This is a genomic window from Brevibacterium oceani, from assembly GCF_013623835.1.
GTDB lineage: Bacteria > Actinomycetota > Actinomycetes > Actinomycetales > Brevibacteriaceae > Brevibacterium > Brevibacterium oceani.
In genome coordinates, this window is sequence record NZ_JABKDE010000001.1 from 538,377 (window position 1) to 552,399 (window position 14,023).

Here is a 14,023-nt window from a genome sequence, read left to right on the forward strand (position 1 = left end):
GACCCCGCGCCCACCTCCCGCGGACTCGCGCCCACCACCGCACTCCCGCGGACTCGCGCCCACCACCGCACTCCCGCGGACCCGTGCACGCCCGCAACCGCGCGTCCCTTAGACTGAGTGACCTATGGGTTACTACTTGACGACAGCGATTGCCTACCCCAACGGGGCCATTCACATCGGGCATGCCTATGAGTACATTGCGGCCGACACGATCGCCCGGTTCAAGCGGCTGGACAATCACGAGGTATTCTTCGCAACCGGCACCGACGAGCACGGGCTGAAGATGCTGCAGGCCGCGAACAAGCTCGGCATCACGCCCAAGGAACTCGCCGACGACAACGCGAAGAACTTCCGCGACACCCAGCTCGCCCTCGGATCGACCTTCGACCGGTTCATCCGCACCACCGACGAAGACCACTACGAGGCGTCGAAGGCCATCTGGCGCAGGATCGAAGAGGCCGGCGACATCTACCTCGACACCTACGCCGGCTGGTATTCGGTCCGCGACGAGGCCTACTACACAGAAGACGAGACCGAGGTCGTCGACGGTGTGCGCCTGTCCAAGGAGACCCGCACCGAGGTGACCTGGACCGAAGAGGAGTCCTACTTCTTCCGCTTGTCGAAGTACCAGGACAAGCTGCTCGAGCTGTACAAGACCCATCCCGAGTTCATCGGCCCCGACTCCCGCCGCAACGAGATCGCCTCCTTCGTCTCCTCCGGCCTCAAGGACCTCTCTGTCTCCCGCACCACCTTCGACTGGGGAGTTCCCGTGCCCGGCAACGAGAAGCACGTGATGTACGTGTGGATCGACGCTCTGACGAACTACCTCACCGCCGCCGGCTACCCCGATGACCAGGAACGTCTCGACAAGTGGTGGCCCGCCGACGTTCACATCATCGGCAAGGACATCATCCGCTTCCACAGCGTCTACTGGCCCGCGTTCCTTATGAGCGCCGGCATGGACCTGCCCAAGCGCGTCCACGCCCACGGCTTCCTCTTCAACTCCGGAGAGAAGATGTCGAAGTCCGTCGGCAACGTCGTCGACCCGCTCGACCTCGTCGACGCCTTCGGCCTGGACACCCTGCGCTTCTTCCTCTTCCGCGAGTTCTCCTACGGCCAGGACGGGTCCTATACGAAGGACTCGATCATCACCCGGAAGAACTCGGATCTGGCCAACGAGTACGGCAACCTCGCCCAGCGCTCCCTGTCGATGATCGCGAAGAACTGCGACGCCCAGGTGCCGCAGCCGGGTGAGCTCACCGAGGCGGACGAAGCCCTGCTCGCCCTCGCCCGGGCCGTGCCCGACACCGCCCGCCGCCACGTCGACACCCAGGCCCTCCACCTCTACGTCGAGGCCTGCTGGAAAGTGCTCTCCGAGGCCAACCGCTACTTCTCCGCACAGGAGCCGTGGAAGCTGAAGAAGACCGATCCCGAGCGCATGGCCACCGTGCTGTGGGTGACGATCGAGGTCGTGCGCATCATCTCGATCCTCATCCAGCCCGTCATGCCCGAGTCCGCCGGCAAGATCCTCGACCTCCTCGGCGTTCCCGCAGGCAACGGCGAGGCCGGAGCGAAGGTCCTGCCGACTGCGACTGAATCCGGGTCCGGCGCCGAGGTGGATCCCCGGTCCTTCGCCGCCGTCGAGTTCCCGCTCGAGCCGGGCACCCCGCTGCCGAAGCCTGAGCCCGTGTTCCCGAAGTTCGTGGAGGAGTCCGAGTAATGGCCTCGCGCGCCGCCGGAACCTATCCACCGGTGCCCGAACCGCTCGCCCACCCCGTCGTCGACACCCACACCCACCTCGACATCTGCACCGGAGTGCGGCTGCCGCTGGGAGCCGGTGAACCCGAACCCGAGGTGACCCCGAACGAAGACGAGGAGTTCCCCTCGCTCGACTTCTTCCACGACACCGCCGCCGAGGCGGGGGTCCGTCGCATCATCCAGATCGGCTGCGACCTCCCGGCAGCCAGGTGGACGACCGAGCTCGTCGCCTCCGAGTATGCGGCCGGCCGGACATGGATGCTCGGGGGAGCGGCCCTGCACCCGAATGAAGCTCCGCGGCTGGCCGAGCGCGGTCTGCTCGACGATGCTTTGAACGAGATCGAGGCTCTCGTGACCTCGCATGACCGCATGCGTGTGGTGGGGGAGACCGGACTCGACTACTTCCGCACCGGAGAAGAGGGAGTGGCCGAACAGCAGCGCTCCTTCCGCGCCCACATCGAGATCGCCAAGCGCACCGGTCGCGCCCTGCAGATCCACGACCGCGAAGCACACGCTGATGTGCTGCGCATCCTCAAAGAGGAAGGTGCTCCCGAGGTTACGATCTTCCACTGCTTCTCCGGCGACGAAGAGATGGCCAGGGAATGCGCGACAGAAGGCTATTACATGTCCTTCGCCGGCAACCTCACGTTCAAGAATGCCGACGAACTGCGCCGGGCCGCAGCTGCTGCACCGCTCGAGCTGCTGCTCACCGAGACCGACGCCCCGTTCCTCACCCCGCACCGCGGGAAGCCGGGCGGGCCGTACCTCACCGCGATCACCGCGCGGAAACTCGCCGAGGTGCGCGGAATGAGCGAAGCGGATCTCTGCTCAGCCGTGTGGGCCAACGCCCAGAGAGCTATCGGCAGCTGGGACTGACGCAACAGGCAACTGGCAAGGGAACTCGCATCGCACCTCCTCCCCGGCGACGAGAATATGCGCGGACGCGTCGTCCGCTGCCCAAGCCAGCCCCCTGATCTGTGAGCAGGACAACGGTACGCAGGGCCGCCTCGGCGAGGGATTGTCACGGTCTGAAAACCCCGAAAACACGGGGGAATTCCAGGTCAGGCGGGCACCCAGCAAACTCCCAACGTTACATTTCCGTGATATTTTGCCAGCGGTGTAACGAATCGGTTACAGTGGTGGGGTCGATAAACTCTGCTCAGGGATATTTTTGTGATTGATTTTCTGAAGAACCGCAAGGTTCAGATCGCTGCTCAGGCAGTCGTGATCACCGGACTCGTCGGTGGTACGGGCGCTGTTGTAACGATGAACAAGCCCGTGACCTTGGACGTCAACGGTCAGGCTGAGGAGATTCGCACCTTCGGGGGAACCGTCGGTGACATCCTCGACAGCCATGACATCGACGTCGACAAGCGCGACCAGGTCAAGCCCGGCGTCGGCACGAAGGTCGACCGGGATATGACGATCACGGTCAACACCGCGAAGAAGGTCTCGCTGTCGGTCGACGGTAAGAAGTCGAGCGAATGGACCAACGCGAACACCGTGGGTCAGGCACTCGCCGACCTCGGCGTCGATGCGAAGGGCGCCGACCTCAACGCCGATGCCAAGCAGCGGCTGAAGGAAGACGGCAACGACATCGACGTGACCACGTCGAAGGATCTCACCGTCGTCGCCGACGGCAAGGACCATAAGGTCTCGGCTGCCGTGGGCACCGCGAAGGAAGCTCTGCAGGAATCGGGCGTCAAGCTCAAGAAGGATGACTTCCTGTCCGTGCCGATGTCCGCCGAACTCTCCGACGGACAGGTGCTCACCGTCAACCGCGTCGAGAACAAGACCGTCAAGGACAAGCAGGCCATCAAGGCCAAGGTCGAGACCAAGAAGTCCGACTCCCTCTACCAGGGTGAGACCAAGGTCGAGTCGGAAGGCAGGGACGGCGAGAAGCGGGTCGTCTACAAGGTCAAGACCATTAACGGTGAAGAGGTCAAGAAGGAGAAGAAGGACGAGAAGGTCCTCTCCGAGCCCAAGACCAAGGTGGTCGTCCAGGGAACCAAGAAGAAGGAGACACCGGCCGACACCGGCGGCTCCGACTCGGGTGACTCCGGCGACTCAGGCGATTCCGGTGACTCGAGCACCGGCGGCGGCTCCGGCTCCAGCGGCGGCTCCATGAGCACCGAAGAGATCAAGGCGATGCTCGGCGGACCCGGATCCAAATGGTACTCGATCGTCGAATGCGAATCGAACTTCAACCCCCGCGCGTCGAACGGCACCCACTTCGGTCTGTTCCAGTTCCTGCCCTCGACTTGGCGGAATGTTGGCGGCAGCGGCAACCCATCGGACGCCAGCCCGCAGGAACAGTTCCAGCGCGCCAAGAAGCTTCAGGCTGAAGCCGGATGGAGCCAATGGCAGTGCTCGTGATCCGAGATCAGAGCCGCAGTCGCTGACCGGCAGTCCGTGACTGCCTGGCTGAATGGCTGACCATGACTGGCGGCCTGACCGGCAATAGACTCTGGCCGCTGTTGACAACAGATATCGACAACTGAGCTGAGGTGGCCGACGCAGCGCGGGCCCCGGGAGAGATCCCGGGGCCCGCGCCTTTTGGCAAATGGATGCCTGCCTTGCTGTCAGGCTGTGCTTACTAGTCCCGGCCTTGCCTACTAGTGCCGGCCTTGCTTACTGCTGCCAGCTTTGCTTAACGCTGCAGGCCCATGGGATGGTTGACCCAGGCTTTTGTGGGCCGGCTGCTCCGGGTGTAGCCCTCGCACCGTCCGCCGAACAGCTCCCAGCTGCGGGATTGACTGCGGCGCCCGGAGATGCGTGGCGGCCCGGCGAGTTCCGGACGTTTCGTGCGGGAACCGAGTGCCGAATCCCGCACGAAACGTCCGGAACTCGGCAGGTGAGGCCGGATCGCGCCCGGGAACTCGGGAGTGGAAGTTCGGCCCGCACCGAAACTCGAAAGCTGGGGCCTGACCGCGCCGCGCAAACGTACGCCGCCCCTCCTCGCCGCTCGGGCGTCGACCCGTCCGCCCGCGTAGCCGCAATCTGAACTTTCGCCCAGAGCATGACGAATTGTTGGCACTCAAGTTGACCGAGTGCTAAGAGCGTTCTAGAGTCGAATTAGCACTAGCACTCAACGAGTGCCAGTTTCATAGGACGGTCGAATCGCTCGGCACCCGCGACGACGAGAGGTTCATGGCAGCAGCCGCCGTCTGACTCAATGAAGAATGAACCCAGCGAAGGGAGAGGGCCCGATATGTCGGTCTCCATCAAGCCACTCGAAGATCGGATTGTCATCCGTCAGGTCGAAGCAGAGCAGACTACCGCCAGTGGTCTGGTCATTCCCGAAACCGCCAAGGAAAAGCCTCAGGAAGGCGAAGTTGTCGCAGTGGGCCCGGGTCGCGTTGCCGACAACGGAAACCGCGTGCCGGTCGACGTCGCCATCGGCGACAAGGTCATTTACTCCAAGTACGGAGGAACCGAAGTCAAGTACGCCGGCGAAGAGTTCCTCGTGCTCTCGGCTCGCGACGTGCTCGCCGTCATCGGCTGAATCCCCTGAACAACTAACCCGCAGACAGGAGGACGAATGCCTAAGACACTGGAATTCAACGACGAAGCTCGTCGTGCGCTCGAAAAGGGCGTCAACACCCTCGCCGACACCGTCAAGGTGACGCTGGGACCCAAGGGCCGCAACGTCGTGCTCGACAAGAAGTGGGGCGCCCCCACGATCACGAACGACGGTGTGACCATCGCCCGTGAGGTCGAGGTCGACGACCCGTACGAGAACCTCGGCGCTCAGCTGGCCAAGGAAGTCGCCACCAAGACCAACGACATCGCCGGTGACGGAACCACCACCGCGACCGTGCTCGCCCAGGCCTTCGTCAACGAAGGACTGCGCAACGTGGCCGCAGGCGCCGCTCCCGGTGCGCTCAAGCGCGGCATCGAGACCGCTGTCGAGGCTGTCTCGCAGCAGCTCGGCACCATCGCCCGCGATGTCGCCGACTCCTCGGAGATCGCGCACGTGGCCGGTCTGTCCGCCCAGTCCGAAGAGATCGGCAAGCTCATCGCCGATGCCTTCGACAAGGTCGGCAAGGACGGCGTCATCACCATCGACGAGTCGCAGGCCGCGTCCGTCGAACTTGAAGTCACCGAGGGTATGCAGTTCGACAAGGGCTACCTCTCGCCGCACTTCGTGACCGATGCCGATCGCCAGGAGGCTGTGCTCTCCGACGCTCTCATCCTCATCAACCAGGGCAAGATCTCCAACATCCAGGAGCTCCTGCCCGTCCTCGAGAAGGTGCAGCAGGCCGGCAAGCCGCTGTTCATCATCGCCGAGGACATCGAGGGCGAGGCACTGTCGACGCTGGTCGTCAACAAGCTGCGCGGCATCATCAACGTCGCCGCCGTCAAGGCTCCCGGCTTCGGTGACCGCCGCAAGGCCATCCTCGAGGACCTCGCCGTCCTCACCGGTGGCCAGGTCGTCACCCCGGACATGGGCATGAAGCTCGACCAGATCACTCTGGAGGAGCTCGGCAACGCCCGCACCATCACCGTCACCAAGGACAACACCACGATCATCGATGGTGCAGGTTCGGACGAGGGTGTTGCCGGTCGTGTCGCTCAGATCCGCGCCGAGGTCGAGAACACCGACTCCGACTGGGACCGCGAGAAGCTGCAGGAGCGCTTGGCCAAGCTCTCCGGCGGTGTCGCCGTCATCAAGGTCGGCGCCGCCACCGAGGTGGAGCTCAAGGAGCGCAAGCACCGCGTCGAAGACGCCGTGTCCGCAACCCGTGCAGCCATCGAAGAGGGCATCGTCGCCGGCGGCGGATCGGCTCTGATCCACGCCGCGAAGGTTCTCGAAGGCAACGACCTCGGACTGTCCGGGGACGCCGCGACGGGTGCCGACATCGTCAAGCGCGGTGTCGTCCAGCCGCTGCGCTGGATCGCCGAGAACGCCGGCCAGGACGGATACGTCGTCGTCGCCAAGGTCCAGGACCTCGAGTCCGGCCAGGGCTACAACGCCGCAATCAATGAATACGGCGACCTCATCGGCGCCGGCATCATCGACCCCGTCAAGGTCACCCGTTCGGCTCTGCGCAACGCCGCTTCGATCGCCGCCCTGGTTCTCACCACCGAGACCCTGGTCGTCGAGAAGAAGGAAGACGAGGACGAGGACTGAGCATCACCCTCGATCCGCGTCAGCTCTGACTGACCCCGGTGGCTCGGAACATCACGTTCCGGGCCACCGGTGCATTCACCCCTCGCGCGAGGTGGCGCTGTCCCGGACGCGTGAGATGGCGCCACACTCTGCGCTGGGCAGCCCAGTTTCCGAACTGGGCTGCCCAGTGCAGAGTGTGGCGAACCCGAGTCGCGGCCGCCCGAGGGGCTGTTAACTCGGGCGTCGTGCGCGGTTCACCTTCTGGCGACGTCTCCCCATTAAGTTGTCGCGGAGGCCCAACGCACGGGCGATACGCGGACTCTAGGGAGACATGAAACGCATTACGATGATCGGCGATGTCGGTTGGAGCCGGTTCTACCACCTCGGCGATGAGGCCATGACCGAACTCGCCATCGACGCGCTGCGCGATCGCACCGACATCGAGATCACCCTCATCGCCGGTGAACCGGAATACGCGGGACGGATGTACGGCGTCGATGCCATCCCGCGTATCGGCTTCAAACGCGATAGGAAGCCGAACATCGCACGGATGAAGAAGGTGCTCGCCCACGTCGAGGGCGAAAGCGCGGGGAATACATTGGCCCCAGACGATCCTGCCGTCAGAATCATCGAAGCGGTCCGGAACTCCGAGGCCGTGCTCGTCGCCGGAGGTGGGAATCTGAACTCGATGTTCGCTCACCACATCTACGAACGGGCGACCCTGGCGAAGATCGCACGCGCCCTCGGCAAACCGTACGCGCTGACAAGCCAGACGCTGGGACCGCTGATCTACGAGGAAGATCGGGGACTCGTCCATGATCTTCTTGCAGAAGCGCAGTTCATCGGAACACGTGAAAGCTATACCACCGACATCGCCGAAGAACTCAGCTCTGGTGAGGCGACGGTCCGTCGACAGGTGGACGACGCGTTCTCTCTCACAGCCAGTGACGACGACCGGGCAGCCGTGTCCGACCTGGCTGCCGAGCCCTTCATCCTGGCGAGCTTCGCCGAGAAGGCTTCCACCCCGATGATCAGCGACACCGATTACCACGCAAGACTGGCCGAACTGACCCGGCGTGTGGCGGATGACACCGGCCTAAGAGTCCTGCTTGTGCCGCACGGAGGAGCTCTCCCGCCTGCCGGTCAGACGCGTGACCAGCTCACCGACATCACGATCGCCGAAGCGAGCGGAAACGACAATGTGGTGCCCACCCGCATGCTCACCGCCCGTCAGCTCGTGGCCCTGACCGAGCAGGCGGCTGCGGTCATCGGCACCCGATACCACGCAGCGATCTTCGCGGGTGCAGCCGCCGTGCCGTTCATCTCGCTCGCTCCGAATCTCTACTCCTCGATACGCATGCGCGGGGCCGCGGAGAACGTCGGCATGGAGAATTACGTCCTCCCGCTCGATTCCGTCGATGACATCGTGGCGACCGCCGTGGGCGTCATCGGCGACAGGGGCTCCCTTGCCGCGGCGCTGCACGGACAGTCCACGAGGCGACGGGAAGAGCATCAGCAGTGGTGGAACTTCCTTGTCGCCAAGACTCTCGGCGAGACAGCGTCCACTGCCGAGGCTCCAGGCTTCTTCCACGCTGCTGAGATTCCGAATCCGTACGTCGCCGACATCGACGTTGTTCGTGAGAGACTCAATGCTGTTCAGGACTACGGGCTGGTCATGGCATTGAAGGATCGGAAGCTGGCGCAGGCCAAAGCCGAAGTCACTGACGCGAAGGCAGAGCTCAAGCGCCTGCAGTCAGAGCTCGATCGAGCCCGCCAGAGCCGCGAGCAGACAGAGTCCGAACCGGCGGTCCGGGCCGCGCGGCGTGTGGAGGATACCGGACGCAGGGCAGCGGCCCTCGCGCGCAAGTCCTACAGGCGATTGGCTTCTCTGCGGAGATAGCACTGATTCCGAGTCAGGCGCATGCAGGCGGCTCTCAACTACTGATCAGTCAGTTTTCATGTTCCCGACCGCCGATGATCGTTAGTCTGGAGCAGACAGACCGACAGACTGACTGACACACAGCACCGACGCTTGAGGGACACCATGACAACCGGCGCAACGATGCCCATCGCCCGACTCCGTGAGGTCTCGAAGATCTTCGATCCCACTGGTGCCGCGGTCACCGCACTCAACCGGGTCAGCCTCGACATCGCACCGGCGCGCCTGACCGCCGTGATGGGCCCCTCCGGGACGGGAAAATCGACCCTCATGCACGTTCTCGCCGGACTCGACCGCCCCACCGAAGGCGCCGTCCACCTCGGCGAACAGGAGATCACCGATCTGCGCGACGACGAGCTCACCGCCCTGCGCAGGCGGCGGATCGGGTTCGTGTTCCAAGCGTTCAACCTCGTGCCCACGCTCAGCGTCAAGGAGAACATCCGGCTGCCCTTCGACCTCGACGACCGGAAGCCGAACGCCGAGGAACGCGAGTGGATCTCCACCGTCGTCGCCCGCCTCGGACTCGGCGACCGGCTGAAGCACCGACCGGGCGAACTCTCCGGCGGCCAACAGCAGCGCACCGCGATCGCCCGCGCGCTGGCCACCCGTCCCGACATCCTCTTCGCCGACGAACCGACCGGCAACCTCGACGGCCGATCCGGTCGCGAAGTCATGGCGATCCTCTCCGACGCCGTTGCAGACTTCGGGCAGTCGATCGTGCTCGTCACCCATGACCCGCTCGTCGCCGCCCACGCCGACCGCGTCATCTTCATCGCCGACGGCACCCCCATCACGGAGCTGAACGAGACGATCAGCGCCGAGGTGATCTCGCAGACGATGCTCGAACTCGACGAACGCGCCGAGGCGGCTGATCGCGAACGCGCCGAGGCGGCTGATCGCGAACGCGCCGAGGCGGCCGATCGTGAACGCGCCGAGGCGGCCGGGAGCCGCCGATGAGTCCGCTGCGAGAGATCCGGGCCAATCCGGGGCAGTTCTTCCCCAGCGTCCTCGTCGTCTTCATCGCATCCCTCTTCGGCACCACCATCATGCAGGGCATTGCGATCCTCTCCGCCTGGCTGACCTCGGCGAAGATCATCGCCGAATCGACCAACGCCCAGAACCTGCTGACCGTCGTCGGATACGTCTTCTTCCTCATCGCCCTCTTCGTCTCCGCCATCGTCATCGCCAACACGTTCTCGATCATCGTCGCCGGTCGCAGCCGACAGCTGGCGCTGCTACGCCTCATCGGGGCGTCGGCGAAACGGCTGCGACGGGCCGCCTCGGTGGAGGGTCTGCTCATCTCCGTGCCCAGCGCGATCCTCGCATTCGCCGTCTCGACGGCACTGTCGTGGGCGACGTTGAGCTACCTCGGCGAACGAGTCACGACACACGTCGGCCTGCTCGAACCGGTGATGGTCGTGCCTGCGCTCGCGACCATCGTAGTAACCTGGGGTTCGGCGTATCTGGGTGCCTTCCGGATCACGCGGATCTCCCCGATCGAGGCCACCTCGCAGGCCGTCGACCGCCGCCCTGAGGATGCGCGGGCCTCGCTCGGGGCGCTGACAGCTACCCTCCTTCTGCTGACCATGGGGCTGACGTTCCTCATCAGCGCCGTCGTCGGGGCCGGGTCGCAGCGGCTGTCCATCATGGGCGTCCTCCTCGTCGCCCTCGGCGCGGTGCTCACCTTCCTCGGCATCATCGTCGGTCACCCCTGGATCCTGCCGCCGCTGCAGACTCTCATCGGTCGGCTGCTCGGTCGGACCGCGGTGTCCCGGCTCGCGGCGAAGACGATCGCCCAGCATCCGACGCGCAACGCCCGGACAGTCATCGGCCTTGTCATCGGCATCACGCTCATCGTCATGTTCGCCACCGCTATGACCACCTTCCGTGACCAGATGGTCGCCTATGCCCGTTCGCTCGGCGAGGGCGGGTGGAACGGCCTCGAGGACGCACTGGCCGACGTCGTCGACAAGACGATGCTGTTCTTCCTCGGCCTCATCCTCTTCTCCGTCATCATCGCCGTGATCGGGGTCGCCAACGCCCTCATGCTCTCCGTGCGGCAGCGCACCCAGGAGATCGGCCTGCTCAGGGCGCTCGGCCAGACGCCGAAGCGCGTGCGCCGGATGATCGCGGCCGAAGGTCTGCAGCTGAGCCTGACCGCATGCGTGATCGCCGTGCCCTTGGGCATCGCCTACGGCTGGATCGGGGCGCTGACCCTGCTCTCGCCGCTGTTGGGGATCTTCGCCCCGTCCGTGCCGTGGTGGGTCATCATCGCCGTCGCCGGAGGCAGCCTCGTCGCCGTTCTCGCCGCCAGCCGTGGACCGGCCCGAGCGGCGACGTCGATCAGCCCGGTCGACGCGCTCGAAGCCGTGTGACGTCGGGGCAGGGGTCGATGGTCGCCGAGGTGGGGCTCAGCCGGCGGTGTCCGACGGGGTCCGGGTCCGGTAACGGTCCGGTGTCGGACCGGGCGGCCCCTCGCCGAGGCGGCGCTCAGTCCGACGTGTCCGCTGAGTCGAGGTCGGTCACCGTTCCGGTGGATCCGTCGACGCGGACTCGCTGACCCGAGGTGAACCGGCTGGTCGCGTCCCTGATGGCCATGACGGCGGGCAGTCCGAGTTCGCGGGCGGTGACCGCACCGTGCGAGAGTGCTCCGCCGCTTTCGGTGATCACGCCGCTGGCCTGGTAGAACAGTGCCGTCCAGGCGGGATTCGTGGTTCGAGCGACGAGGATCGCACCATCGGGGAATGACGAGAAGTCGGCGGGGGAGTGGACGACGAAGACCTCTCCTTCGACAGTTCCCGGGCTGCCTGCGGTGCCCGTGATGTGGTCGCCGTCGGTGTCGTAGGCGGGAGCCGTCGCTCCGTACTCCCACTCGGGTGTGCGGTCGACCGCGGCCTGGTAGGCGGCTTTGTTCTTCGCTGCGATCTCCGTGAGACCGGACAGTGCAGCCGCACGGTCCGAGGTTCCTGCTGCGCTGGCGCCCGCACCGCCATCGGCATTGGCTGCTCCTGCCTCAGCAGCGCTGGCGTCGGCCGAGCGGATCGCTTCATCGAGGTGCTCGAAGTCGATGAAGTACACGTCCGAAGCCTCGGGCAGGACTCCGGCATCGACGAGGCGGCTGCCGAGTTCCTTCAGGGCCCGACGCATCGGCAGAGTCAGCCGAGTCGTCTGATAGTGCTCGAGATCGTCGAGGGCGGTGTAGGACCGCGCCAAGCGGATGACCTCCTGGACGAGGTAACGCAGCTGCTCCGGCGCGGCATTGACGACGGCACGCTCGGTCTCGGCCTGCACGATCTTGCGCTCCATCTCCGATGAGGCCGGCGCCTGGGCAGGCTGACCTGTGCCACCGACATCGTCCACTCCACCTGCGGAGGAATCGGTCGACGGCTCACCCCGATCGCTCGCAGCATCTCGCTCTTTCACGGTCCGTGCGGCGAGCAGCCGGATTTGGTCGAGCACGATGTGCGGGGCCTCCACCCAGGTCGGGTGGTACGCGTCGAAATCGAGCTCGCGGTGTCCGTGCTGGGCCAGGAACTTTGCGAACTCGCCTGCGAACTCCGGGAACTGCTCGATCACCGCCACTCCGGCCTCACCGTGGTTGTCCTCGAGCGCGGCCAACAGCTCCGGATCGTCAGCCACGACGTCTGCGAGGTCCCTCAGTTCGGAATTGACCTGCGAGGTCTTCGTCTCGGTCGAGGCCATGAGACGCTCGAACACGACCTGGGCCTGCTCCTCGTCGAGGGCGAGTGAGAGCATGTGCTGCAGTGCTGCATAGAGCGTGCTCTGCGTCAGAGAGATCGCGATGTTCGGCCGGAAGTACTCGGTGCCGAGGTCGCTGATCGCGATCACGTGCTCCCACACCTCGAGCAGCGACTTGTCCTCGAGCGGTTCGTTCGACAGCCGTCCGATCCCGATGAGATACGTGTCGAGGTCGCGCATCCATTGCACCGGCAGCTCCTGGATCCACCCGAACTGCCGAGCGATCTGCGGCAGCGACTCGGTGATCGCTTCGATGCTGGAGAGCATGTTCGTCGGCAGCCGTCCGGCGTAGAGGTCGACGGCGGTCTGGTTGCCGTAGATGTAGAAGTCGCGCATGACGAACCACTTGTCATCGAACGGCGGGAGTCCCATGAGATCGAAGCTGTGATTGAGCGAATGGTGGAACCCGGCCTCCACGAGGTCCCAGGTCAAAGGGGTCACCGGGGTCGGGAAGCGTTCCGCGGATTCGTCTCGGGTCCACCTCGGCGCGACTCGGGTGATCGGCCGCGACTGCAGCAGGTAGAGGTGCCCGTCGTGGATCGCCCATTCGATGTCCTGCGCGAACCCGAGGTGGTTCTCCGCCTCCACCGCGAGTTCGGCTACGGCTCGAGTCTGCTCCTGCGTCAGCGCCGGACGCGTCCGCTGATCCTTGCCGAGGTGGGTGATGGCGGTTCCATCGCCGCGTAGAACCAGTGCCGTCGGCTTCTCTGCGATCTTGGCTGCGACCTGTTCCCCGTCCTCCCGGCGCACCCGGAACTCGTCGACGGGTTCCTCCCCGCCGACGACCGTCTCCCCGAGGCCGAAGGCCGCATTGATGAGCACCTCGTCGGTGTTGCCGCGCACCGGGTCGACGGAGAATGCGACCCCGGCGGCCTCCTCGGCGCCGACAGCGACCATGAGCTGGACGACCACGGCCATCTTCGCCTCGAGTTGATCGACGCCGAGCTGCCTGCGGTAACGGAAGGCGTGCTCGTTCCACAGGGAGGCGTAGCAGTCGCGCACCGCCTCGGCGATGGCCGGGATTCCGCGCACGCCGAGGTAGGTGTCGTGCTGCCCGGCGAACGCGGCACCCGGCAGGTCCTCCATCGTCCCTGAGGACCGCGCGGCCACGGCCTCACCGTCGAGACCGGCGGAGGTGGCCGCCTCGGCGAATTCGGTCAGCCACGCCTCGGGGATCGCGGTGGTGCGGATGAGCTCGGCGATCGCCTTGGCGGGGGAGCCGGTGCCGATGAGCTCGGTGATGCGGGTCTGCAGGGGTGCGATGAAATGGGTGTAGGCGTCGGCGGTGACGATGAATCCGCCGGGCACGGGCAGGCTCTGCGCGGCCTTGGCCAGGCTCGCGCCCTTGCCGCCGCTGCGGGCCAGGTCGGTGGCGAGGGGATCGGTGAAGCTGAGGGTGAGACTCATCGGTGCTCCTTCGGGTCTGCGGCTGATGCACATCTGCGGTTGACGAG

9 protein-coding genes are annotated in these 14,023 nt (G+C 65.3%); 8 read left to right on the plus strand and 1 reads right to left on the minus strand.

What is annotated here, in order from left to right; all coding sequences use genetic code 11:
* Nucleotides 1–124: 124 nt before the first annotated feature.
* From metG to HK401_RS02595, 8 genes are all read left to right on the plus strand, one after another.
* The gene (gene metG, locus HK401_RS02560; protein WP_181273069.1) at nucleotides 125–1,720 is read left to right on the plus strand and encodes a methionine--tRNA ligase; all 1,596 of its coding nucleotides are present in this window, start codon (nucleotides 125–127) and stop codon (nucleotides 1,718–1,720) included.
* Nucleotides 1,720–2,634: a TatD family hydrolase gene (locus HK401_RS02565; protein ID WP_181273070.1), complete on the plus strand. Its 915-nt coding sequence runs from the start codon at nucleotides 1,720–1,722 to the stop codon at nucleotides 2,632–2,634. The genes metG and HK401_RS02565 overlap by 1 nt, the downstream gene beginning before the upstream one ends.
* 297 nt (nucleotides 2,635–2,931) lie before the next feature.
* Nucleotides 2,932–4,134, plus strand: a complete 1,203-nt coding sequence (locus HK401_RS02570; protein WP_181273071.1) for a resuscitation-promoting factor — start codon at nucleotides 2,932–2,934, stop codon at nucleotides 4,132–4,134.
* Nucleotides 4,135–4,969: 835 nt separating this feature from the next.
* The gene (gene groES / locus HK401_RS02575) at nucleotides 4,970–5,263 is read left to right on the plus strand and encodes a co-chaperone GroES (protein ID WP_166973277.1); all 294 of its coding nucleotides are present in this window, start codon (nucleotides 4,970–4,972) and stop codon (nucleotides 5,261–5,263) included.
* A 36-nt stretch (nucleotides 5,264–5,299) separates the two neighbouring features.
* Nucleotides 5,300–6,892, plus strand: coding sequence for a chaperonin GroEL (gene groL, locus HK401_RS02580; RefSeq protein ID WP_181273072.1), 1,593 nt, complete (start codon nucleotides 5,300–5,302; stop codon nucleotides 6,890–6,892).
* A gap of 310 nt (nucleotides 6,893–7,202) precedes the next feature.
* Nucleotides 7,203–8,771: a polysaccharide pyruvyl transferase family protein gene (locus HK401_RS02585; protein ID WP_181273073.1), complete on the plus strand. Its 1,569-nt coding sequence runs from the start codon at nucleotides 7,203–7,205 to the stop codon at nucleotides 8,769–8,771.
* A gap of 144 nt (nucleotides 8,772–8,915) precedes the next feature.
* Entirely contained in the window at nucleotides 8,916–9,767 is an 852-nt protein-coding gene (locus HK401_RS02590; protein WP_181273074.1) for an ABC transporter ATP-binding protein, read from the plus strand.
* A complete protein-coding gene (locus tag HK401_RS02595) occupies nucleotides 9,764–11,185 on the plus strand; it encodes an ABC transporter permease (RefSeq protein ID WP_181273075.1) in 1,422 nt (473 codons plus the stop codon). Before HK401_RS02590 ends, HK401_RS02595 begins: the two co-directional genes overlap by 4 nt.
* 115 nt (nucleotides 11,186–11,300) lie before the next feature.
* On the opposite strand, the gene HK401_RS02600 is transcribed toward HK401_RS02595, so the two are convergent.
* Nucleotides 11,301–13,976 carry a PEP/pyruvate-binding domain-containing protein gene (locus tag HK401_RS02600; protein WP_181273076.1) on the minus strand — a complete coding sequence of 892 codons (2,676 nt, stop codon included), beginning with the start codon at nucleotides 13,974–13,976 and terminating at the stop codon, nucleotides 11,301–11,303.
* Nucleotides 13,977–14,023 lie beyond the last annotated feature (47 nt).

What these genes read in the sequence shown, in the direction of transcription:
- metG (WP_181273069.1), top strand. Translation starts at nt 125, where the DNA reads ATGGGTTACTACTTGACGACAGCGATTGCCTACCCCAACGGGGCCATT.
- HK401_RS02565 (WP_181273070.1), top strand. Translation starts at nt 1,720, where the DNA reads ATGGCCTCGCGCGCCGCCGGAACCTATCCACCGGTGCCCGAACCGCTC.
- groES (WP_166973277.1), top strand. Translation starts at nt 4,970, where the DNA reads ATGTCGGTCTCCATCAAGCCACTCGAAGATCGGATTGTCATCCGTCAG.
- groL (WP_181273072.1), top strand. Translation starts at nt 5,300, where the DNA reads ATGCCTAAGACACTGGAATTCAACGACGAAGCTCGTCGTGCGCTCGAA.
- HK401_RS02585 (WP_181273073.1), top strand. Translation starts at nt 7,203, where the DNA reads ATGAAACGCATTACGATGATCGGCGATGTCGGTTGGAGCCGGTTCTAC.
- HK401_RS02590 (WP_181273074.1), top strand. Translation starts at nt 8,916, where the DNA reads ATGACAACCGGCGCAACGATGCCCATCGCCCGACTCCGTGAGGTCTCG.
- HK401_RS02595 (WP_181273075.1), top strand. Translation starts at nt 9,764, where the DNA reads ATGAGTCCGCTGCGAGAGATCCGGGCCAATCCGGGGCAGTTCTTCCCC.
- HK401_RS02600 (WP_181273076.1), bottom strand. Translation starts at nt 13,976, where the DNA reads ATGAGTCTCACCCTCAGCTTCACCGATCCCCTCGCCACCGACCTGGCC.